Annotated in this window: 15 protein-coding genes and 1 other RNA gene; 8 read left to right on the top strand and 8 right to left on the bottom strand. The window is 50.7% G+C overall.

Going from position 1 to position 14,056, the window contains the following annotated elements; genetic code table 11:
- Positions 1 to 532: 532 nt before the first annotated feature.
- Both ssrA and smpB read right to left on the bottom strand, forming a co-directional pair.
- Positions 533 to 896: a transfer-messenger RNA gene (gene ssrA, locus EDF78_RS06700) on the bottom strand.
- 49 nt (positions 897 to 945) lie between these two features.
- The gene (gene smpB, locus EDF78_RS06695; protein WP_015698410.1) at positions 946 to 1,428 is read right to left on the bottom strand and encodes an SsrA-binding protein SmpB; all 483 of its coding nucleotides are present in this window, start codon (positions 1,426 to 1,428) and stop codon (positions 946 to 948) included.
- A 156-nt stretch (positions 1,429 to 1,584) separates the two neighbouring features.
- On the opposite strand from smpB, the gene EDF78_RS06690 reads away from it, so the two are divergent.
- A complete protein-coding gene (locus tag EDF78_RS06690) occupies positions 1,585 to 2,019 on the top strand; it encodes a type II toxin-antitoxin system RatA family toxin (protein ID WP_095924872.1) in 435 nt (144 codons plus the stop codon).
- On the top strand, positions 2,012 to 2,296 hold the full coding sequence (locus EDF78_RS06685) for an RnfH family protein (protein ID WP_095924873.1): 285 nt from the start codon (positions 2,012 to 2,014) through the stop codon (positions 2,294 to 2,296). Before EDF78_RS06690 ends, EDF78_RS06685 begins: the two co-directional genes overlap by 8 nt.
- 77 nt (positions 2,297 to 2,373) lie before the next feature.
- On the opposite strand, the gene bamE is transcribed toward EDF78_RS06685, so the two are convergent.
- From bamE to nadK, 3 genes are all read right to left on the bottom strand, one after another.
- On the bottom strand, positions 2,374 to 2,718 hold the full coding sequence (bamE, locus tag EDF78_RS06680; protein ID WP_095925288.1) for an outer membrane protein assembly factor BamE: 345 nt from the start codon (positions 2,716 to 2,718) through the stop codon (positions 2,374 to 2,376).
- Positions 2,719 to 2,830: 112 nt separating this feature from the next.
- On the bottom strand, positions 2,831 to 4,492 hold the full coding sequence (recN, locus tag EDF78_RS06675; protein WP_166654443.1) for a DNA repair protein RecN: 1,662 nt from the start codon (positions 4,490 to 4,492) through the stop codon (positions 2,831 to 2,833).
- A 96-nt stretch (positions 4,493 to 4,588) separates the two neighbouring features.
- Complete coding sequence (gene nadK / locus EDF78_RS06670; protein ID WP_095924875.1) at positions 4,589 to 5,467, bottom strand: NAD(+) kinase; 879 nt, start codon at positions 5,465 to 5,467, stop codon at positions 4,589 to 4,591.
- Positions 5,468 to 5,604: 137 nt separating this feature from the next.
- On the opposite strand from nadK, the gene grpE reads away from it, so the two are divergent.
- Entirely contained in the window at positions 5,605 to 6,192 is a 588-nt protein-coding gene (gene grpE, locus EDF78_RS06665) for a nucleotide exchange factor GrpE (RefSeq protein WP_095924876.1), read from the top strand.
- Positions 6,193 to 6,252: 60 nt separating this feature from the next.
- Here grpE and ung read toward each other — a convergent pair whose 3' ends face one another.
- Positions 6,253 to 6,933 (bottom strand): uracil-DNA glycosylase, encoded by a 681-nt coding sequence (gene ung, locus EDF78_RS06660; protein ID WP_095924877.1) that lies wholly within the window; start codon positions 6,931 to 6,933, stop codon positions 6,253 to 6,255.
- A gap of 333 nt (positions 6,934 to 7,266) precedes the next feature.
- On the opposite strand from ung, the gene grcA reads away from it, so the two are divergent.
- Positions 7,267 to 7,650 carry an autonomous glycyl radical cofactor GrcA gene (gene grcA / locus EDF78_RS06655; protein WP_056770823.1) on the top strand — a complete coding sequence of 128 codons (384 nt, stop codon included), beginning with the start codon at positions 7,267 to 7,269 and terminating at the stop codon, positions 7,648 to 7,650.
- 92 nt (positions 7,651 to 7,742) lie between these two features.
- Here the strand turns inward: grcA and srmB are convergent, their stop codons facing one another.
- A complete protein-coding gene (gene srmB, locus EDF78_RS06650; protein WP_095924878.1) occupies positions 7,743 to 9,071 on the bottom strand; it encodes an ATP-dependent RNA helicase SrmB in 1,329 nt (442 codons plus the stop codon).
- Positions 9,072 to 9,314: 243 nt separating this feature from the next.
- On the opposite strand from srmB, the gene EDF78_RS06645 reads away from it, so the two are divergent.
- Positions 9,315 to 9,974, top strand: coding sequence for a methyltransferase (locus EDF78_RS06645; RefSeq protein ID WP_243839424.1), 660 nt, complete (start codon positions 9,315 to 9,317; stop codon positions 9,972 to 9,974).
- Between the two features lie 49 nt (positions 9,975 to 10,023).
- On the opposite strand, the gene nadB is transcribed toward EDF78_RS06645, so the two are convergent.
- Positions 10,024 to 11,625 carry an L-aspartate oxidase gene (gene nadB, locus EDF78_RS06640; protein WP_195816767.1) on the bottom strand — a complete coding sequence of 534 codons (1,602 nt, stop codon included), beginning with the start codon at positions 11,623 to 11,625 and terminating at the stop codon, positions 10,024 to 10,026.
- Positions 11,626 to 11,839: 214 nt separating this feature from the next.
- Between nadB and rpoE the strand changes: the two genes are divergently transcribed.
- From rpoE to rseB, 3 genes are read left to right on the top strand one after another with little or no spacing between them, the layout of a single operon-like run.
- Positions 11,840 to 12,415 (top strand): RNA polymerase sigma factor RpoE, encoded by a 576-nt coding sequence (gene rpoE, locus EDF78_RS06635; RefSeq protein ID WP_095924881.1) that lies wholly within the window; start codon positions 11,840 to 11,842, stop codon positions 12,413 to 12,415.
- 30 nt (positions 12,416 to 12,445) lie between these two features.
- A complete protein-coding gene (rseA, locus tag EDF78_RS06630) occupies positions 12,446 to 13,093 on the top strand; it encodes an anti-sigma-E factor RseA (RefSeq protein ID WP_095924882.1) in 648 nt (215 codons plus the stop codon).
- Positions 13,093 to 14,043 carry a sigma-E factor regulatory protein RseB gene (rseB, locus tag EDF78_RS06625; RefSeq protein WP_095924883.1) on the top strand — a complete coding sequence of 317 codons (951 nt, stop codon included), beginning with the start codon at positions 13,093 to 13,095 and terminating at the stop codon, positions 14,041 to 14,043. Before rseA ends, rseB begins: the two co-directional genes overlap by 1 nt.
- Positions 14,044 to 14,056 lie beyond the last annotated feature (13 nt).

Raw genomic sequence — 14,056 nt, 5'->3', positions numbered from 1 at the left:
ATATGTAAATGTAATTATTGAGAAAGGGGTAGGGGCTTAACTCACGAGCCTCCTTCTCCCGCACCACCGTGCGTAAGCGGCCGTATACGGCGGTGCAGTTATTTTCGAGTTTGATAAAACTTAATTTTAAACAAACTTAAGATATTTAATTAAAAGCTTCTACGAGGTACGTGAAACGATACCAGATCGGGTGCAGAATAAAATTTTGGAATCAGCGAGATTCATGTTGGGTTACGAAAATCCTGATATTTATATTTACCCAAAATACCTCACAGATGAATTTATCCCAGCCAACTATTTTTTCAGACTGTAACTTTTATTCACTTCTTTAGAATTTTGGCCCAAGAGAAAAATAGTGACGGGTATACGTTTATTGGTATATATCGTGGCGAATACCACTTTGTATACCAACAGACGCCGGTCACAGGCGAATCTTCCCGGACTTCTACAGACGTAAAAAAGCCGCAAACCCTTGCGGGCTGCGGCTTTCTTTGCGGTAACGGCCTTATCTGGTAATAACCGAAACCTTGTTTGGTGGAGCTGGGGGGATTTGAACCCCCGTCCAGAATTACTACACCGTCGGCACTACATGCTTAGTCCAATCTTTACATTCGCCGGTTAGCTGCGGATGGACACGCCACTAACAAACTATCCTGATTGGGTTTAACGCTTTCACCCCAGGCAAGGTGTCCACGCGATCTCTTTTGGGTTTGACCTCTCTTGATCCCCGTCCTAAGAGCGGAGGCTAGGGAGAGAGGGCTCTAAGCAGGGTATTAAGCTGCTAGGGCGTAGTTTTCGTCGTTTGCGACTATTTTTTTGCGGCTTTTTACGAGGCCAACCGCCCCTCGGCATGCTCCTTGGGCTTCGCAAATCCTGTCGAATCCAGAATCAGCCCCAAGTACTATTTCGCAGTATACCAGCAAAACACCAAGCTAAGCCAGAGGCTTAGCGATTTGCGTGCTTCATGATACGTGCTTTGTCTACTTTCCACTCACGATCTTTAATGTCATCGCGTTTGTCGTGCTCTTTCTTACCTTTAGCCAGGCCGATTTTCACTTTTGACCAGGCATTTTTCCAGTACATTGAAAGTGCGACGACGGTGTAACCATCGCGACTGACCTTGCCGAACAGCGTTTCTAACTCGCGCTTGTTCAGCAGTAATTTTCTTGTACGGGTCGGGTCACAAACGATATGACTGGATGCCACGTTAAGAGGTTGAATGGTTGCGCCAAACAAAAAGGCTTCACCGTCGCGGAATGTGACGTAGCTGTCAGTGATGTTTGCTTTACCAGCGCGCATCGATTTGACTTCCCATCCCTGCAAAGCAAGCCCCGCCTCAAATTCATCTTCGATGATATATTCGTGGCGAGCGCGTTTGTTCATCGCGATAGTCGCGGAACCGGGTTTATGTGCTTTTTTCTTTGTCATAGTGACACTTATTATACTGTAAGCGATGCCGATTGAAATCCCCACGCTGTCAGAGTCGGGTGTTTTTCCTGTTTGTGGCGTCCTGTGCTTCGTAGTTTTTATTACCGCGCGGATAAATGGTATTATCTGTACGTTTTATGACACCTGGAAAATGATATGCCACAGATAAGTCGTTCTGCGCTTGTGCCGTTCAGCGTGGAACAGATGTACACCTTAGTGAATGATGTTGATGCTTACCCGCAATTTCTGCCTGGTTGTACCGGCAGCCGCATCCTGGAAAACAGCGATACGTCGATGACCGCCGCGGTTGATGTTTCAAAAGCGGGCATCAGTAAAACTTTTACCACCAAAAATACGTTAATCAACAACAAACGCATTGATATGCAACTGGTTGATGGCCCGTTCCGTAAATTAACAGGTGGTTGGGATTTCATCGAACTCAGTCCCGACGCCTGTAAAGTTCAGCTCAGTCTTGATTTCGAATTTACTAATAAATTGATTGAGTTAGCATTCGGTAAAATCTTCAAGGAACTGGCGGGCAGTATGGTTCAGGCTTTCACCTTGCGCGCGAAAGAGGTCTACAGTGTCTGAGATCCGCGTTGATGTGGTTTACGCGTTGCCGGAACGTCAGTATCTGCGGACGGTAAAACTGGAAGAGGGAAGCAGCGTCGAGCAGGCAGTAAAGGCTTCCGGTTTACTTGAGTTGCGTCAGGATATCGATTTAAAACAAAATAAATTAGGTATCTATAGCCGGCCGGTGAAGCTTGCCGACGTGGTCAGCGACGGTGATCGCATTGAAATCTACCGGCCACTGATTGCAGACCCGAAAGAGTTACGGCGTATCAGAGCCGAACGTTCTAAAAAATAAGGCGCCTGAGGCGCCTTATTTTTTTTACCCTGAAAGATGATTTTTGGTAACTACCAGAGACCATCACACCGGGCGATTTATTTTTGATCGCTCAACTTTGGTTTGTTGTCGATGTTAGTCAGCGTATCAGACTGGTTGAAGGTCAGCGTTAAAGTCTGCTGAGTGATACCTTCATGACCTGGCTCCTGACGGAACACGTAATACCAAACATCACTGCCAAACGGGTCGTGCAGCATCGGCGTGCCAAGAACATAAGCAACTTGTTGTTTAGTCATACCGGTATGAATTTTTTGAACATCAGCAGGAGATAAGTAGTTCCCCTGATTGATGTCAGGCCGATAAACCACCTTTTCCAGAGTGGAACAGCCCGCAGTAAGCATTACAAGAGCTACAGCGGCGGCAGTTAGCGTTTTACAGCGCATAGTCATTACATTCCTTTAGGGCATAAGATGCCGATGATAATAGACCTTTCATCAGTTTGAAACCTTTGCGGGGCACCTGTATGACCGCTTAAATGTAAAAAAGTTGAGCTTTTTACGCTGCGAGCAACTCTTTTGCATTGGCCAGCGTGTTTCGGGTGACTTCACTTCCGCCCAGCAGACGGGCCAGTTCCTGCAATCGCGCCTTTTTATCAAGGCGGTGCATTTGGGTTTCTGTCACTTCGCCGTCGGTTTCTTTGCTGACAAAATAATGCTGATGACCGCAACCTGCAACCTGAGGTAAGTGGGTGACGCACATGACTTGCGTGGATTCCCCTAACTGACGTAACAGGCGACCTACGATCGCGGCTGTCGGACCGCTGATCCCCACATCCACTTCATCGAAAATCAATGCCGGTGTTTCCATTTTCTGCGCGGTGATCACCTGAATCGCCAGTGCGATGCGGGACAGTTCACCGCCGGAAGCCACTTTCGCCAGCGCCTGAAGCGGCTGGCCGGGGTTGGTGGTGACCTGAAACTCAAGGCGATCTGCCCCTTCCATATTTAAATGCTCAGGTTCGAACTGCACCTGAATATTAAATTTACCGTGAGGCATGGAAAGCGCCTGCATGCTTTGCGTGATCAGATGGGTTAATTCATTGGCAAAATATTGGCGTTTTTCGTGCAACTGCTCAGCGATAGCCACGGCCTGTTGATAATGGTGCTGTACCGCTTCGCTCAGTTCTGCCTGATTGGTTTCCTGATCGTCCAGCGCCTGCTGCTCTTCGAGCAACTGGCGATGTAATTCAGGTAACTCTTCAGCACTGACATGGTGTTTACGGGCCAGATTCATCTGGCGGGACAGGCGTTGCTCCAGCTCGAACAGACGGTTGGGATCCATTTCCAGACGTTCGCTGTAATGACGTAATTCATCGCTGGCTTCGCTGACCTGAATGGACGCGTCATCAAGCATCACAATCAGATCATTCATTTTGCTGTCGAGTTCTGCAAGCTCAGCCAACTGATGGCGGGCGCTGTAGAGCAGGCTGACAATATTTTGTTCTTCACCATCCGCCAGTAAATAAAGCGCATTTTGACTCAGTGAAAGCAGTTGCCCGCTGTTGGCAAGTCGTTTGTATTCTTCGTCAATTTGCTCATATTCCCCCGCCTGAGGAGCAAATTCATTGAGCTCTTTTAACTGGTATTGCAGCAACTGACGGCGCGATTCGCGTTCGCTGACCTGCTGCTGATACTGCGCCAGCAGGCGGCAGCTCTGATGCCAGTTTTGGTAAGCTTTGCGCATCTCAGCCAGCAGCAGAGGCTGATCGGAATACGCGTCGAGCAAATCTTTCTGATGCTCAGGTTTGAGCAGAAGCTGATGGGCGTGCTGTCCGTGAATTTGAATCAGATGCTGACCCAGTTCACGAAGTTGTGACAGGGGAACCGGCGTACCGTTGATGAAACCACGGGAGCGGCCATCGCTGCTGATGGTGCGGCGCAGGAGGCAATCCTGACCTTCATCGAGTTGATTCTCAGCCAGCCAGTGTTTTGCCGAGGGGGTATCCGCTAAAGTGAAGCGTGCACAGATATCGGCACGGCTGGCGCCGAGACGCACCATGCTGCCGTCTGCACGGTTACCCAGACAAAGCCCGAGCGCATCGATGGCAATGGATTTACCGGCACCGGTTTCACCGGTAATAGCCGTCATCCCGGCATGAAAATCGATTTCTACTTCACGGACAATGGCAAAGTTACTGATAGTTAATTGCGCCAGCATGATCACCTTCCTGTACATAACAACAGACCTGTAATTACATACAGTATAAACTGGTTTTATATACAGTAAAGGGGCTGGCGAATTATTTTTATCTGATCAGAAGAGTTTTTTTGACCACCCGAGTTTAGTGCTTAATGTATTGAAATAGCTGTAGTCTTTAGGGTGGATTAGGTTCAGGTGGAAGTCACTGCGACGGATGACGACCTCTTCACCCGGCTGGATCGGCAGGGCAATCTGGCTGTCGCAGCTGATTTCCAGGTCATTGCTCATATGTGAAAAACGCAGGCAAATCGTGCTGTTGCTGTTGATGACCAGCGGTCGCGCCGAGAGCGTGTGTGGAAACATAGGGACCAATGCGATGGCTTCTAAGGTCGGCGTCAGGATCGGACCGCCGCCGGAAAGCGAATAGGCGGTCGAGCCAGTTGGCGTAGAAATAATCAGGCCATCTGAACGTTGGGAAAAGGCAAATTTGTCGTCAATATAGACTTCAAATTCAATCATGTGAGCCACTTTCCCGGGGTGAAGCACCACTTCGTTAATGGCGGTACTGACGCGACATTGCTGGTCTTTGCAGCGTACCATCGCTTCCAGCAGGAAACGTTGCTCGCTGATGTATTCGCCCTGCAACACGTCATCGAGCTGTTGCAGCGCGTTGTCCGGATCCAGATCGGTCAGGAAGCCCAGGTTGCCGCGGTTGATACCGATGACTTTAATGTCATAGCGTGCCAGAACGCGGGCAGCGCCCAGCATATTGCCGTCACCGCCGACGACCACGGCGAGATCAGCCAGTTTACCGATCTCCGCCAGGCTGCCTGTCTGTGCGCCCTCCAGGGCTAAATCTTGCGCCACCTGTCGTTCAACGATGACCTGATAACCTTTGGAGATTAACCAGTGGTAAAGCATTTCATGGGTGGCAAGTGCGGAAGGATGACGAGGGTGTCCGACAATCCCAATGCACTCAAATTTTTTATTCATCGCTGTGGTTATCCTCAGCAGGGTGTGATGACTCCTGCATTATGACCGGTTTCATTAAAAACCAAACCTTGAAACCCCGGTTTTGATCCCCATAATAAGCCAACTAGCAAGATTAATGCTAAAACGCGGAGAGATTCATGAGTAGTAAAGAACATAAGACACCTGACGAGCAAGTCTCTGAAGAACTCAATCAGGAACAAGAGCTGCATGCGGAAGCGGAAACTCAGGCGGCAGATGTCGTTGACCCGCGCGATGAACGTATTGCTGAATTGGAAGCACAGCTGAAAGAACTCCAGCAGCGTGAGCGTGACAGCCTGCTGCGTGCGAAAGCGGAAGTGGAAAACATCCGCCGTCGTACCGAGCTGGATATTGAGAAAGCCCACAAATTCGCTCTGGAGAAATTCTCTGGCGAACTGTTGCCGGTTATCGATAATCTGGAACGTGCGCTGGATCTGGCTGATAAATCGAATTCAGAACTGGCGGGTCTGATTGAAGGCGTCGAGCTGACCCTGAAATCTCTGCTGGATGCTGTTCGCAAGTTCGGTATGGAAGTGGTGGGTGATATTCACGTGCCATTCAATCCTGAACTGCACCAGGCGATGACCATGATGGAATCAGAAGAGCTGGAACCTAATCACGTGATGATGGTGATGCAGAAGGGTTACACGCTCAATGGCCGCCTGTTGCGTCCGGCAATGGTGGCAGTTTCTAAAGCCAAAGCCTGATTCAGTTTTAAGCAGACTGATATAACGAAAGAGGCACCTTTGCGGGTGCCTCTTTTTTTACTATTCCGGCAATCGCGGTACCCAGTCAATCGGTGCCAGACCTTGCTGCGCCAGCAAATTATTTGCCTGCGAGAAGTGTTTACAGCCCAGAAACCCGCGATGCGCTGAGAGCGGAGAAGGGTGCGGCGCTTTCAGGACGTGATGACGGTTGCGGTCAATGATATTGCCTTTTTTCTGCGCATGAGATCCCCAGAGCAGGAAGATCACGCCCTCACGATTATCGTTCAGTGCGGCAATCACTTTGTCTGTAAAGGTTTCCCAGCCCAGTTTGGCGTGGGAATGCGCCTGCCCGCCTTCGACCGTTAACACGGTATTAAGCAACAACACCCCCTGATCGGCCCAGCTCTGTAAATAGCCATGGGCAGGGCGCTCAAAGCCCGGGATATCAGTGATCAGTTCTTTATACATGTTCACTAAAGAAGGCGGCGCCGGAATGCCCGGACGGACGGAGAAAGAAAGCCCATGCGCCTGATTTGGGCCGTGGTACGGATCCTGCCCGAGAATAACGACTTTGACGTCAGCCAGTTCCGTCGAGCGAAATGCGTTGAAGACATCCTGTTGGGGCGGATAAATCGTTTTGCCCGCGGCGCGTTCGGCGGCCACAAACTTCAGCGTATCCACAAAATAGGGTTGTTCCTTTTCCTGACCAATCACGTCATGCCAGGTGAGAATTGAAGACATTGACGCTCTCCTTTACCGGTAAATTTAACTGACGGTAGCTTACCTGCTCATCCTGCTGAGTGAAACCCGCCTGAGCTTTTGCTGATGTTTATCTGCGACTTAACCTTTCTGTATAAATTATTTTTGATAATTTACAAAAATAATTTAATCGGAGCCCTTGGAAAAATTGATATAAAACATAAATATGCTGAGAGCGAAGAATACCCACACGGTAAAGATTGATATTTATCAAAGAATGCAGGGTGCCGTGCTGTTATATCTGACAACAGGAAAGCAGGTTCAAGCCTGACACCCATCAATTAACAGTATCGTAGCCAATTATGGAGGCAACATATGATCACCGGGATCCAAATTACCAAAACCAACAACGAAGCGCTGAAAAACTCTTTCTGGCTGCTGGATGACGAGAAAGCGGAAGCGCGCTGTGTATGTGCAAAAGCGGGTTATGCGGAAGACCAGATCGTTGCTGTCAGCGAGCTGGGCCAGTTCGAATACCGTGAAGTGCCGATGGAAATTCAACCGACTGTACGCGTGGAAGGGGGTCAGCACCTGAACGTTAACGTATTGCGTCGTGAGACTCTGGAAGACGCCGTTAAGCACCCGGAAAAATACCCACAGCTGACCATTCGTGTGTCTGGTTATGCGGTACGTTTCAACTCACTGACTGCTGAACAGCAGCGTGACGTGATTACCCGTACTTTTACGGAAAGCCTGTAATCGCCTCTGATTTTTTCAGAGAGCTGCAGACTTTTGGATATAAAAAAACCGCCTTTCGGGGCGGTTTTTCTTTGCATTCAATCAGGCAATGCTTATTTCGAGGCGTCTTTCGCTGCGTCAGGTTTAACGCGGCGCTTGCCGACATTTTTGCTGTCACGATGGCGAACTTTCACTTTCACCTTCGATTTTTCCTGATCCGCTTTCTGCTTCTCTTTGCGTTTCGCCAGCACTTTCTTCGATGGCTTACCGGTTACTTTTTCGCTTGGCGCTTTGGTTTTCGGACGGAATCCTTCCAGCACACGAGCTTTAAGCGGTTCGTTCAGATAACGACCGATTTTACCGAGCAGCAGATGGTCATGCGCTTCCACGAAGGAAATCGCGGTGCCTTTACGACCGGCACGACCCGTACGGCCGATACGGTGCAGGTAAATGTCAGCGGTCAGCGGCAGGTCAAAGTTAAAGACGTGGCTGATGTCGTTGATATCCAGACCGCGGGCAGCAATGTCAGTGGCAACCAGCACGTTAACGCGGTCTTCAACCATACGTTTGACGGCCTCGGTGCGTTTGACCTGTACCATTTCGCCTTCGAGATAACAGGAGTTGATCCCGGCTTCACGCAGCCACGCGACCAGTTCATGTACCCGCTCACGTTTACGCACGAAGATCACTGATTTCGTGACGTCTTCCTGTTTCAGCAAATGGATCAGCATCTGGGTTTTATGCGCCAGATCGTCGGCACGGTAATACCATTGCAGAATTTTCTTGCGTTCGCGGCGTGACGGATCGGCTTCGATTTCTACCGGCTCTGTCAGAATGCGTTCTGCGAATTCACGGATGGCTTCCCCTTCCAGCGTTGCGGAGAACAGCAACGTCTGTTTACGCCAGCGTGCTTCGGCAGAAATGGTTTCGATATCCTGAGCAAACCCCATGTCCAGCATGCGGTCGGCTTCATCGAGGATCAGCGTTTCGATGGCACGGCAGTCAAAGTTTTCTTCTTTGATGTATTGCAGCAGACGACCGGTTGTCGCAACGACAATGTCCTGGTTTTCGCTGAATACTTCTGCGTGGTTCATATACGCCACACCACCGGTGATGGTAGCGATATCCAGATCGGTGTGTTTGGCTAACTCACGCGCCTGTTCCGCCACCTGCATGGCGAGTTCACGGGTTGGCGTGAGGATCAGAATACGTGGCGGACCAGATTTCTTACGCGGGAAATCCAGCAAATGCTGCAATGCAGGCAGCAGGAATGCCGCTGTTTTGCCGGTGCCGGTAGGAGCCGAACCCAACACATCGCGTCCGTCCATTGCTGGCGGAATGGCCTCTGCCTGGATGACAGTAGGGCGGCTATAGCCTTTGTCGCCAAGGGCGTCAATCAGGCGTTCATCGAGTTCGAGTTCGGAAAAAGTGGTTACAGTCATGGTCTACCTCTACTTGGGGCGCCGATTATAGACGTGTTAGACGCGATCTTCACCTATTTAAGCGGTTTGCGTGGCTTTTACTCTGCTTCTCTTTCCCCTATGCTACGACAGTTTTCGTTTACAGGCCTGTTGGCGGGCGTAATTACGGTGAAATCAGTGACCAGAGAAGTCAGTTCCGCACAGCCTTTACGGCGTAATGGATTTACCTTTAAACAGTTTTTCGTTGCCCATGACCGCTGTGCGATGAAAGTCGGCACCGATGGCGTTCTGCTCGGCGCCACGGCACCGGTCAGTAAAGCGCGGCGCGTTCTCGATATCGGCTGTGGAAGCGGGTTAATTGCCATAATGCTGGCGCAGCGCAGTTCCGATGAGACGCGCATTGATGCCGTGGAACTCGATCCGCCTGCGGCGGCTCAGGCCGATGAGAATTTCCGTGAGTCCGTATGGTCACACCGTCTGGCGGTGTTTGCGCAGGACGTCAATGTGTATGCGCAGGAACATCCCGCGCAATACGATCTGATTGTCAGTAATCCGCCTTATTTTGAATCTGCCGTAGCCTGCCGCGACGAGGCCCGAAATGCGGCCCGTTACACGGAAACCCTGACGCATGCAGCCCTGCTGGATTGCGCGCAGAGGCTGATCACGCCAGAAGGATTATTCAGTGTCGTGTTGCCGTATGACATCGGGTTGGCCTTTGAGGCGCTCGCGCATCAGAAAGGCTGGTACAGCGCATGGCAGATGGCGGTTCGCGACAGGCCGGGCAAGCCATTAAACCGTTTGCTGCTGACATTATCCCGGCAAGCCGTTGCACGGGAAGATCACGAGCTGGCGCTGCGGAAGTCGGAAGGGGTTTACAGTGAGGCGTTTTGCGCACTGATTACGGATTTCTATCTGAATTACTGACAGAGAGTGTTGCGGTGGTGAAAAGTGCGTTCCTTCGCACTTTTTGGCGTTATGGCTGCAAAATCGTCGGCTGTGGATTTTCCTGTAAGTCCGGATAATCGAGCGTGAAATGCAGGCCGCGACTTTCTTTACGTTCCAGCGCACTTCTTACAATCAGTTCGGCGACCAGCACCAGATTTCGCAGTTCCAGTAAATTGTTGGAAATGCGGAAGTTCGCGTAATACTCATCAATTTCCTGTTGCAGGGTCATGATACGGCGCAGGGCGCGTTCGAGTCGTTTGGTCGTGCGCACAATCCCGACGTAATCCCACATAAACAGCCTCAGTTCATGCCAGTTATGCTGGATCACCACCTGCTCATCGGAATTATCTACCCGGCTTTCATCCCACTGCGGAATGTTTTTTGCCAGTCTGGCATGAGGCAGACGCTTGATGATGTCTTCCGCCGCTGACCAGCCGTAGACCACGCATTCCAGCAGGGAATTCGATGCCAGACGGTTTGCGCCATGCAGACCCGTATAGCTGACTTCACCAATAGCGTAGAGCCCGTCGAGATCGGTACGACCGTGCTGATCGACCATGACGCCGCCGCAGGTGTAATGTGCCGCCGGCACAATCGGGATCGGCTCTTTGGTCAGATCAATCCCCAGTGATTGCAGCTTTTCATCAATCATCGGGAAATGATGCTTAATGAACTCCGGTGGCCGGTGGCTGATATCGAGATACATGCAATCCGCGCCGAGACGTTTCATTTCATGGTCAATGGCTCTTGCCACCACATCGCGCGGTGCCAGTTCGCCACGTTCATCGAAATCAGGCATGAAACGGGTGCCGTCCGGACGTTTGAGCAGTGCGCCTTCACCCCGCAGGGCTTCTGTCAGCAGAAAGTTGCGTGCCTGGGGATGATAAAGGCAGGTCGGATGGAACTGGTTAAATTCGAGGTTGGCAACACGACAGCCTGCGCGCCACGCCATCGCCACGCCGTCACCGGAGGAAATGTCCGGGTTGGTGGTGTACTGATACACCTTTGCTGCGCCGCCTGTCGCCAAAACCACGGCTTTGGCGCGCAAGGTTTCCACATGTTCTTTATCGCGGTTCCAGACATACGCGCCCACGACGCGTTGCGTGCCCGCTAATCCGAGTTTACTTGAGGTAATTAAATCAACGGCATTATAGCGCTCTTTCACGCAAATATTGGCGTGCGCCCTTGCTTTCCCTACCAGCGTAGTCTCTACTTCTTTACCTGTAGCATCAGCAGCATGCAGGATCCTGCGGTGGCTGTGACCGCCTTCGCGAGTCAGGTGATAGCGCTCTTCTGAGCTGGCGTTGGTTTCGGTATCAAACAGCACGCCCTGGTCGATCAACCACTGGACGCAATGACGCGCATTACTGGCGATAAATTCAACCGCTTCTTTATCGCATAAACCTGCGCCGGCAATTAATGTGTCATCAACGTGTGAGGCAATGCTGTCTGCTTCGTCGAAAACTGCGGCGATACCGCCTTGTGCGTAGAACGTGGAGCCTTCGTTGAGGGGGCCTTTACTGAGAACAGTGACATGACAGTGGTCTGCTAGTCGCAAAGCCAACGAAAGGCCCGCAGCGCCACTTCCGATTATCAATACATCGCTAACAAATTCAGATGAAGGTTGCATAACGTATGATGTTTGCAGAAGAAGAGGGAAATTCATGTTAGCCTAAACCTCCGTGCAAAAGCCACGGGCTTGAGACTTCAATAGAAAAAACAATGACGATGTGGAACTTAATGATCCATGTGAACTCCAAGCAGTACTTGCTCAGGAATATAATGATGAAAGCTGGCAGTACGACTTTATGCGCGGAGATAGTTTTGGGGAGATTTTACCTCGGATGAGCGAGCAGTTAGCCGATCAGGTTCTGGTTGAGCGGGTCCAGAAAGGTGATCAAAAATCGTTCAATTTACTGGTTATTCGTTACCAGCATAAGGTAGCGAGCCTTGTATCCCGCTATGTGCCACAAGGCGATGTGCCTGATGTGGTTCAGGAATCCTTTATTAAAGCGTATCGTGCGCTGGAATCTTTCCGCGGCGACAGTGCTTTTTACACTTGGCTGTATCGTATTGCAGTCAACACAGCGAAAAATTATTTAGTCGCTCAGGGGCGTCGTCCGCCATCCAGTGATGTTGATGCGAACGAAGCCGAGAATTTCGAAAGTGGCGGTGCCCTGAAAGAAATTTCGAACCCTGAGAACTTAATGTTGTCTGAAGAGTTACGGCAGATAGTTTTCCGTACTATTGAAGCACTTCCTGAAGATCTTCGCATGGCGATCACCTTAAGGGAGTTGGATGGATTGAGCTACGAAGAAATAGCCTCCATCATGGATTGTCCGGTGGGTACGGTAAGATCGCGAATTTTCCGTGCCCGGGAAGCAATTGATAACAAGGTTCAACCGCTCATCCAGCGTTAGAGATGACGGACACAGGAAGGGTACTTAGGCATGCAGAAAGAAAAGCTTTCCGCTCTGATGGATGGTGAAGCCATTGATTCTGAACTGTTAAGTTCTTTATCAACCGATCCTAAGCTTCAGCAAGACTGGCAGAGTTATCATTTGATCCGCGATACCTTACGCGGTGATATTGGGAATGTGGTGCATCTGGATATCGCAGACCGTGTGGCCGCAGCGCTGGCAAATGAGCCGGTTAAACTGGTTCCGGGTTCAGCCACTGAATCACAACCTCAGCCTCATACCTGGCAAAAAATGCCTTTCTGGCAGAAGGTGCGCCCGTGGGCGAGCCAGCTGACTCAGGTTGGTGTTGCTGCCTGTGTTTCTCTGGCGGTGATTGTCGGTGTTCAGCACTACAATCAGCCTGATGCGACAGGTGCTTCTCCGGAAACCCCTGCATTCAATACCTTGCCTATGATGGGTAAAGCGTCTCCGGTGAGCTTCGGCGTACCGAATGAAGGCAATACCGCCAGCGGGCAACAAAACGTGCAAGAGCAACGCAAGCGCATTAATGCGATGTTGCAGGATTACGAATTGCAGCGTCGCTTGCATTCAGAGCAGCTTCAACTCGAACCGATTACTCCTCAGCAAGCCGCTGTTCAGGTCCCTGGTACACAGTCTTTAGGAACGCAAACGCAGTAATGAAGCAATTTTGGTTTGCCGTTTGTTTAGCAACGGGCAGCCTGCTTACTCCAAGTATCGCCTCGGCAGATCCCACTTCCGAGGCGTTACTGCAAGAGATGGGCAAGGCCAGTCAGACGCTGAATTATGAAATGGGTTTTATCAACATCACGAAGCAAGGGATTGATTCCTTCCGCTTTCGTCATGCCGTTTCCAATCAAGCCTCACTCGCTCAACTGGTTCTGATGGATGGACCGCGCCGTGAAATTGTCCAGCGCGGAAAAGATATCAGCTACTTTGAGACCGGGTTGCAGCCTTTTACGCTGGATGGCGATCACATCGTTGATTCCCTGCCTTCCATTGTGTTCAGTGATTTCTCTCTTCTGACAAAATACTACGATTTTATCGCCGTAGGGCGCGCGCGTGCCGCCGATCGTCTGAGCCAGGTGATCCGTGTTGTTTCGCGTGATGGTACGCGATTCAGCTATGTTATCTGGGTTGATGAAGAGACGAAGTTACCTATGCGCGTGGATTTGCTGGATCGCGATGGCGAAACACTGGAGCAGTTCCGGGTCATCAGTTTTGATGACGGGAAACAGGCGCTTACCTCGCTTGCTGATCTCGAAAAAGCCAATCTGCCACCTGTGCTTTCTTTACCCGCTTCCGAGCAGGTGAAGTTTGGCTGGCAGGTGAAATGGCTGCCGGCTGGGGTGACCGAAGTCGCCAGCAGTCGCCGGACCTTGCCAAATATGCCAGTCACGATAGAATCACGGTTGTACACTGACGGATTGTTCAGCTTCTCTGTCAATATCAGTGCCACAACTAACGGCCCTTCTGAGCAACTTATCAGGCAAGGGCGCAGAACGGTGCAGACTGAAATACGTAACGGCAACGAAATTACTGTTGTGGGCGAATTGCCGCCTTCAACCGCCAAGCGTATCGCAGAGAGCATTGTTTTCGCAGCGAAATAGCATTACTCACAAC

Origin of the sequence: Rahnella sp. BIGb0236 (assembly GCF_004364755.1) — a bacterium.
GTDB lineage: Bacteria > Pseudomonadota > Gammaproteobacteria > Enterobacterales > Enterobacteriaceae > Rahnella > Rahnella victoriana.
The sequence above is the reverse complement of the archived record's forward strand: the minus strand, read 5'-3'. Positions and strand labels throughout refer to the sequence as shown.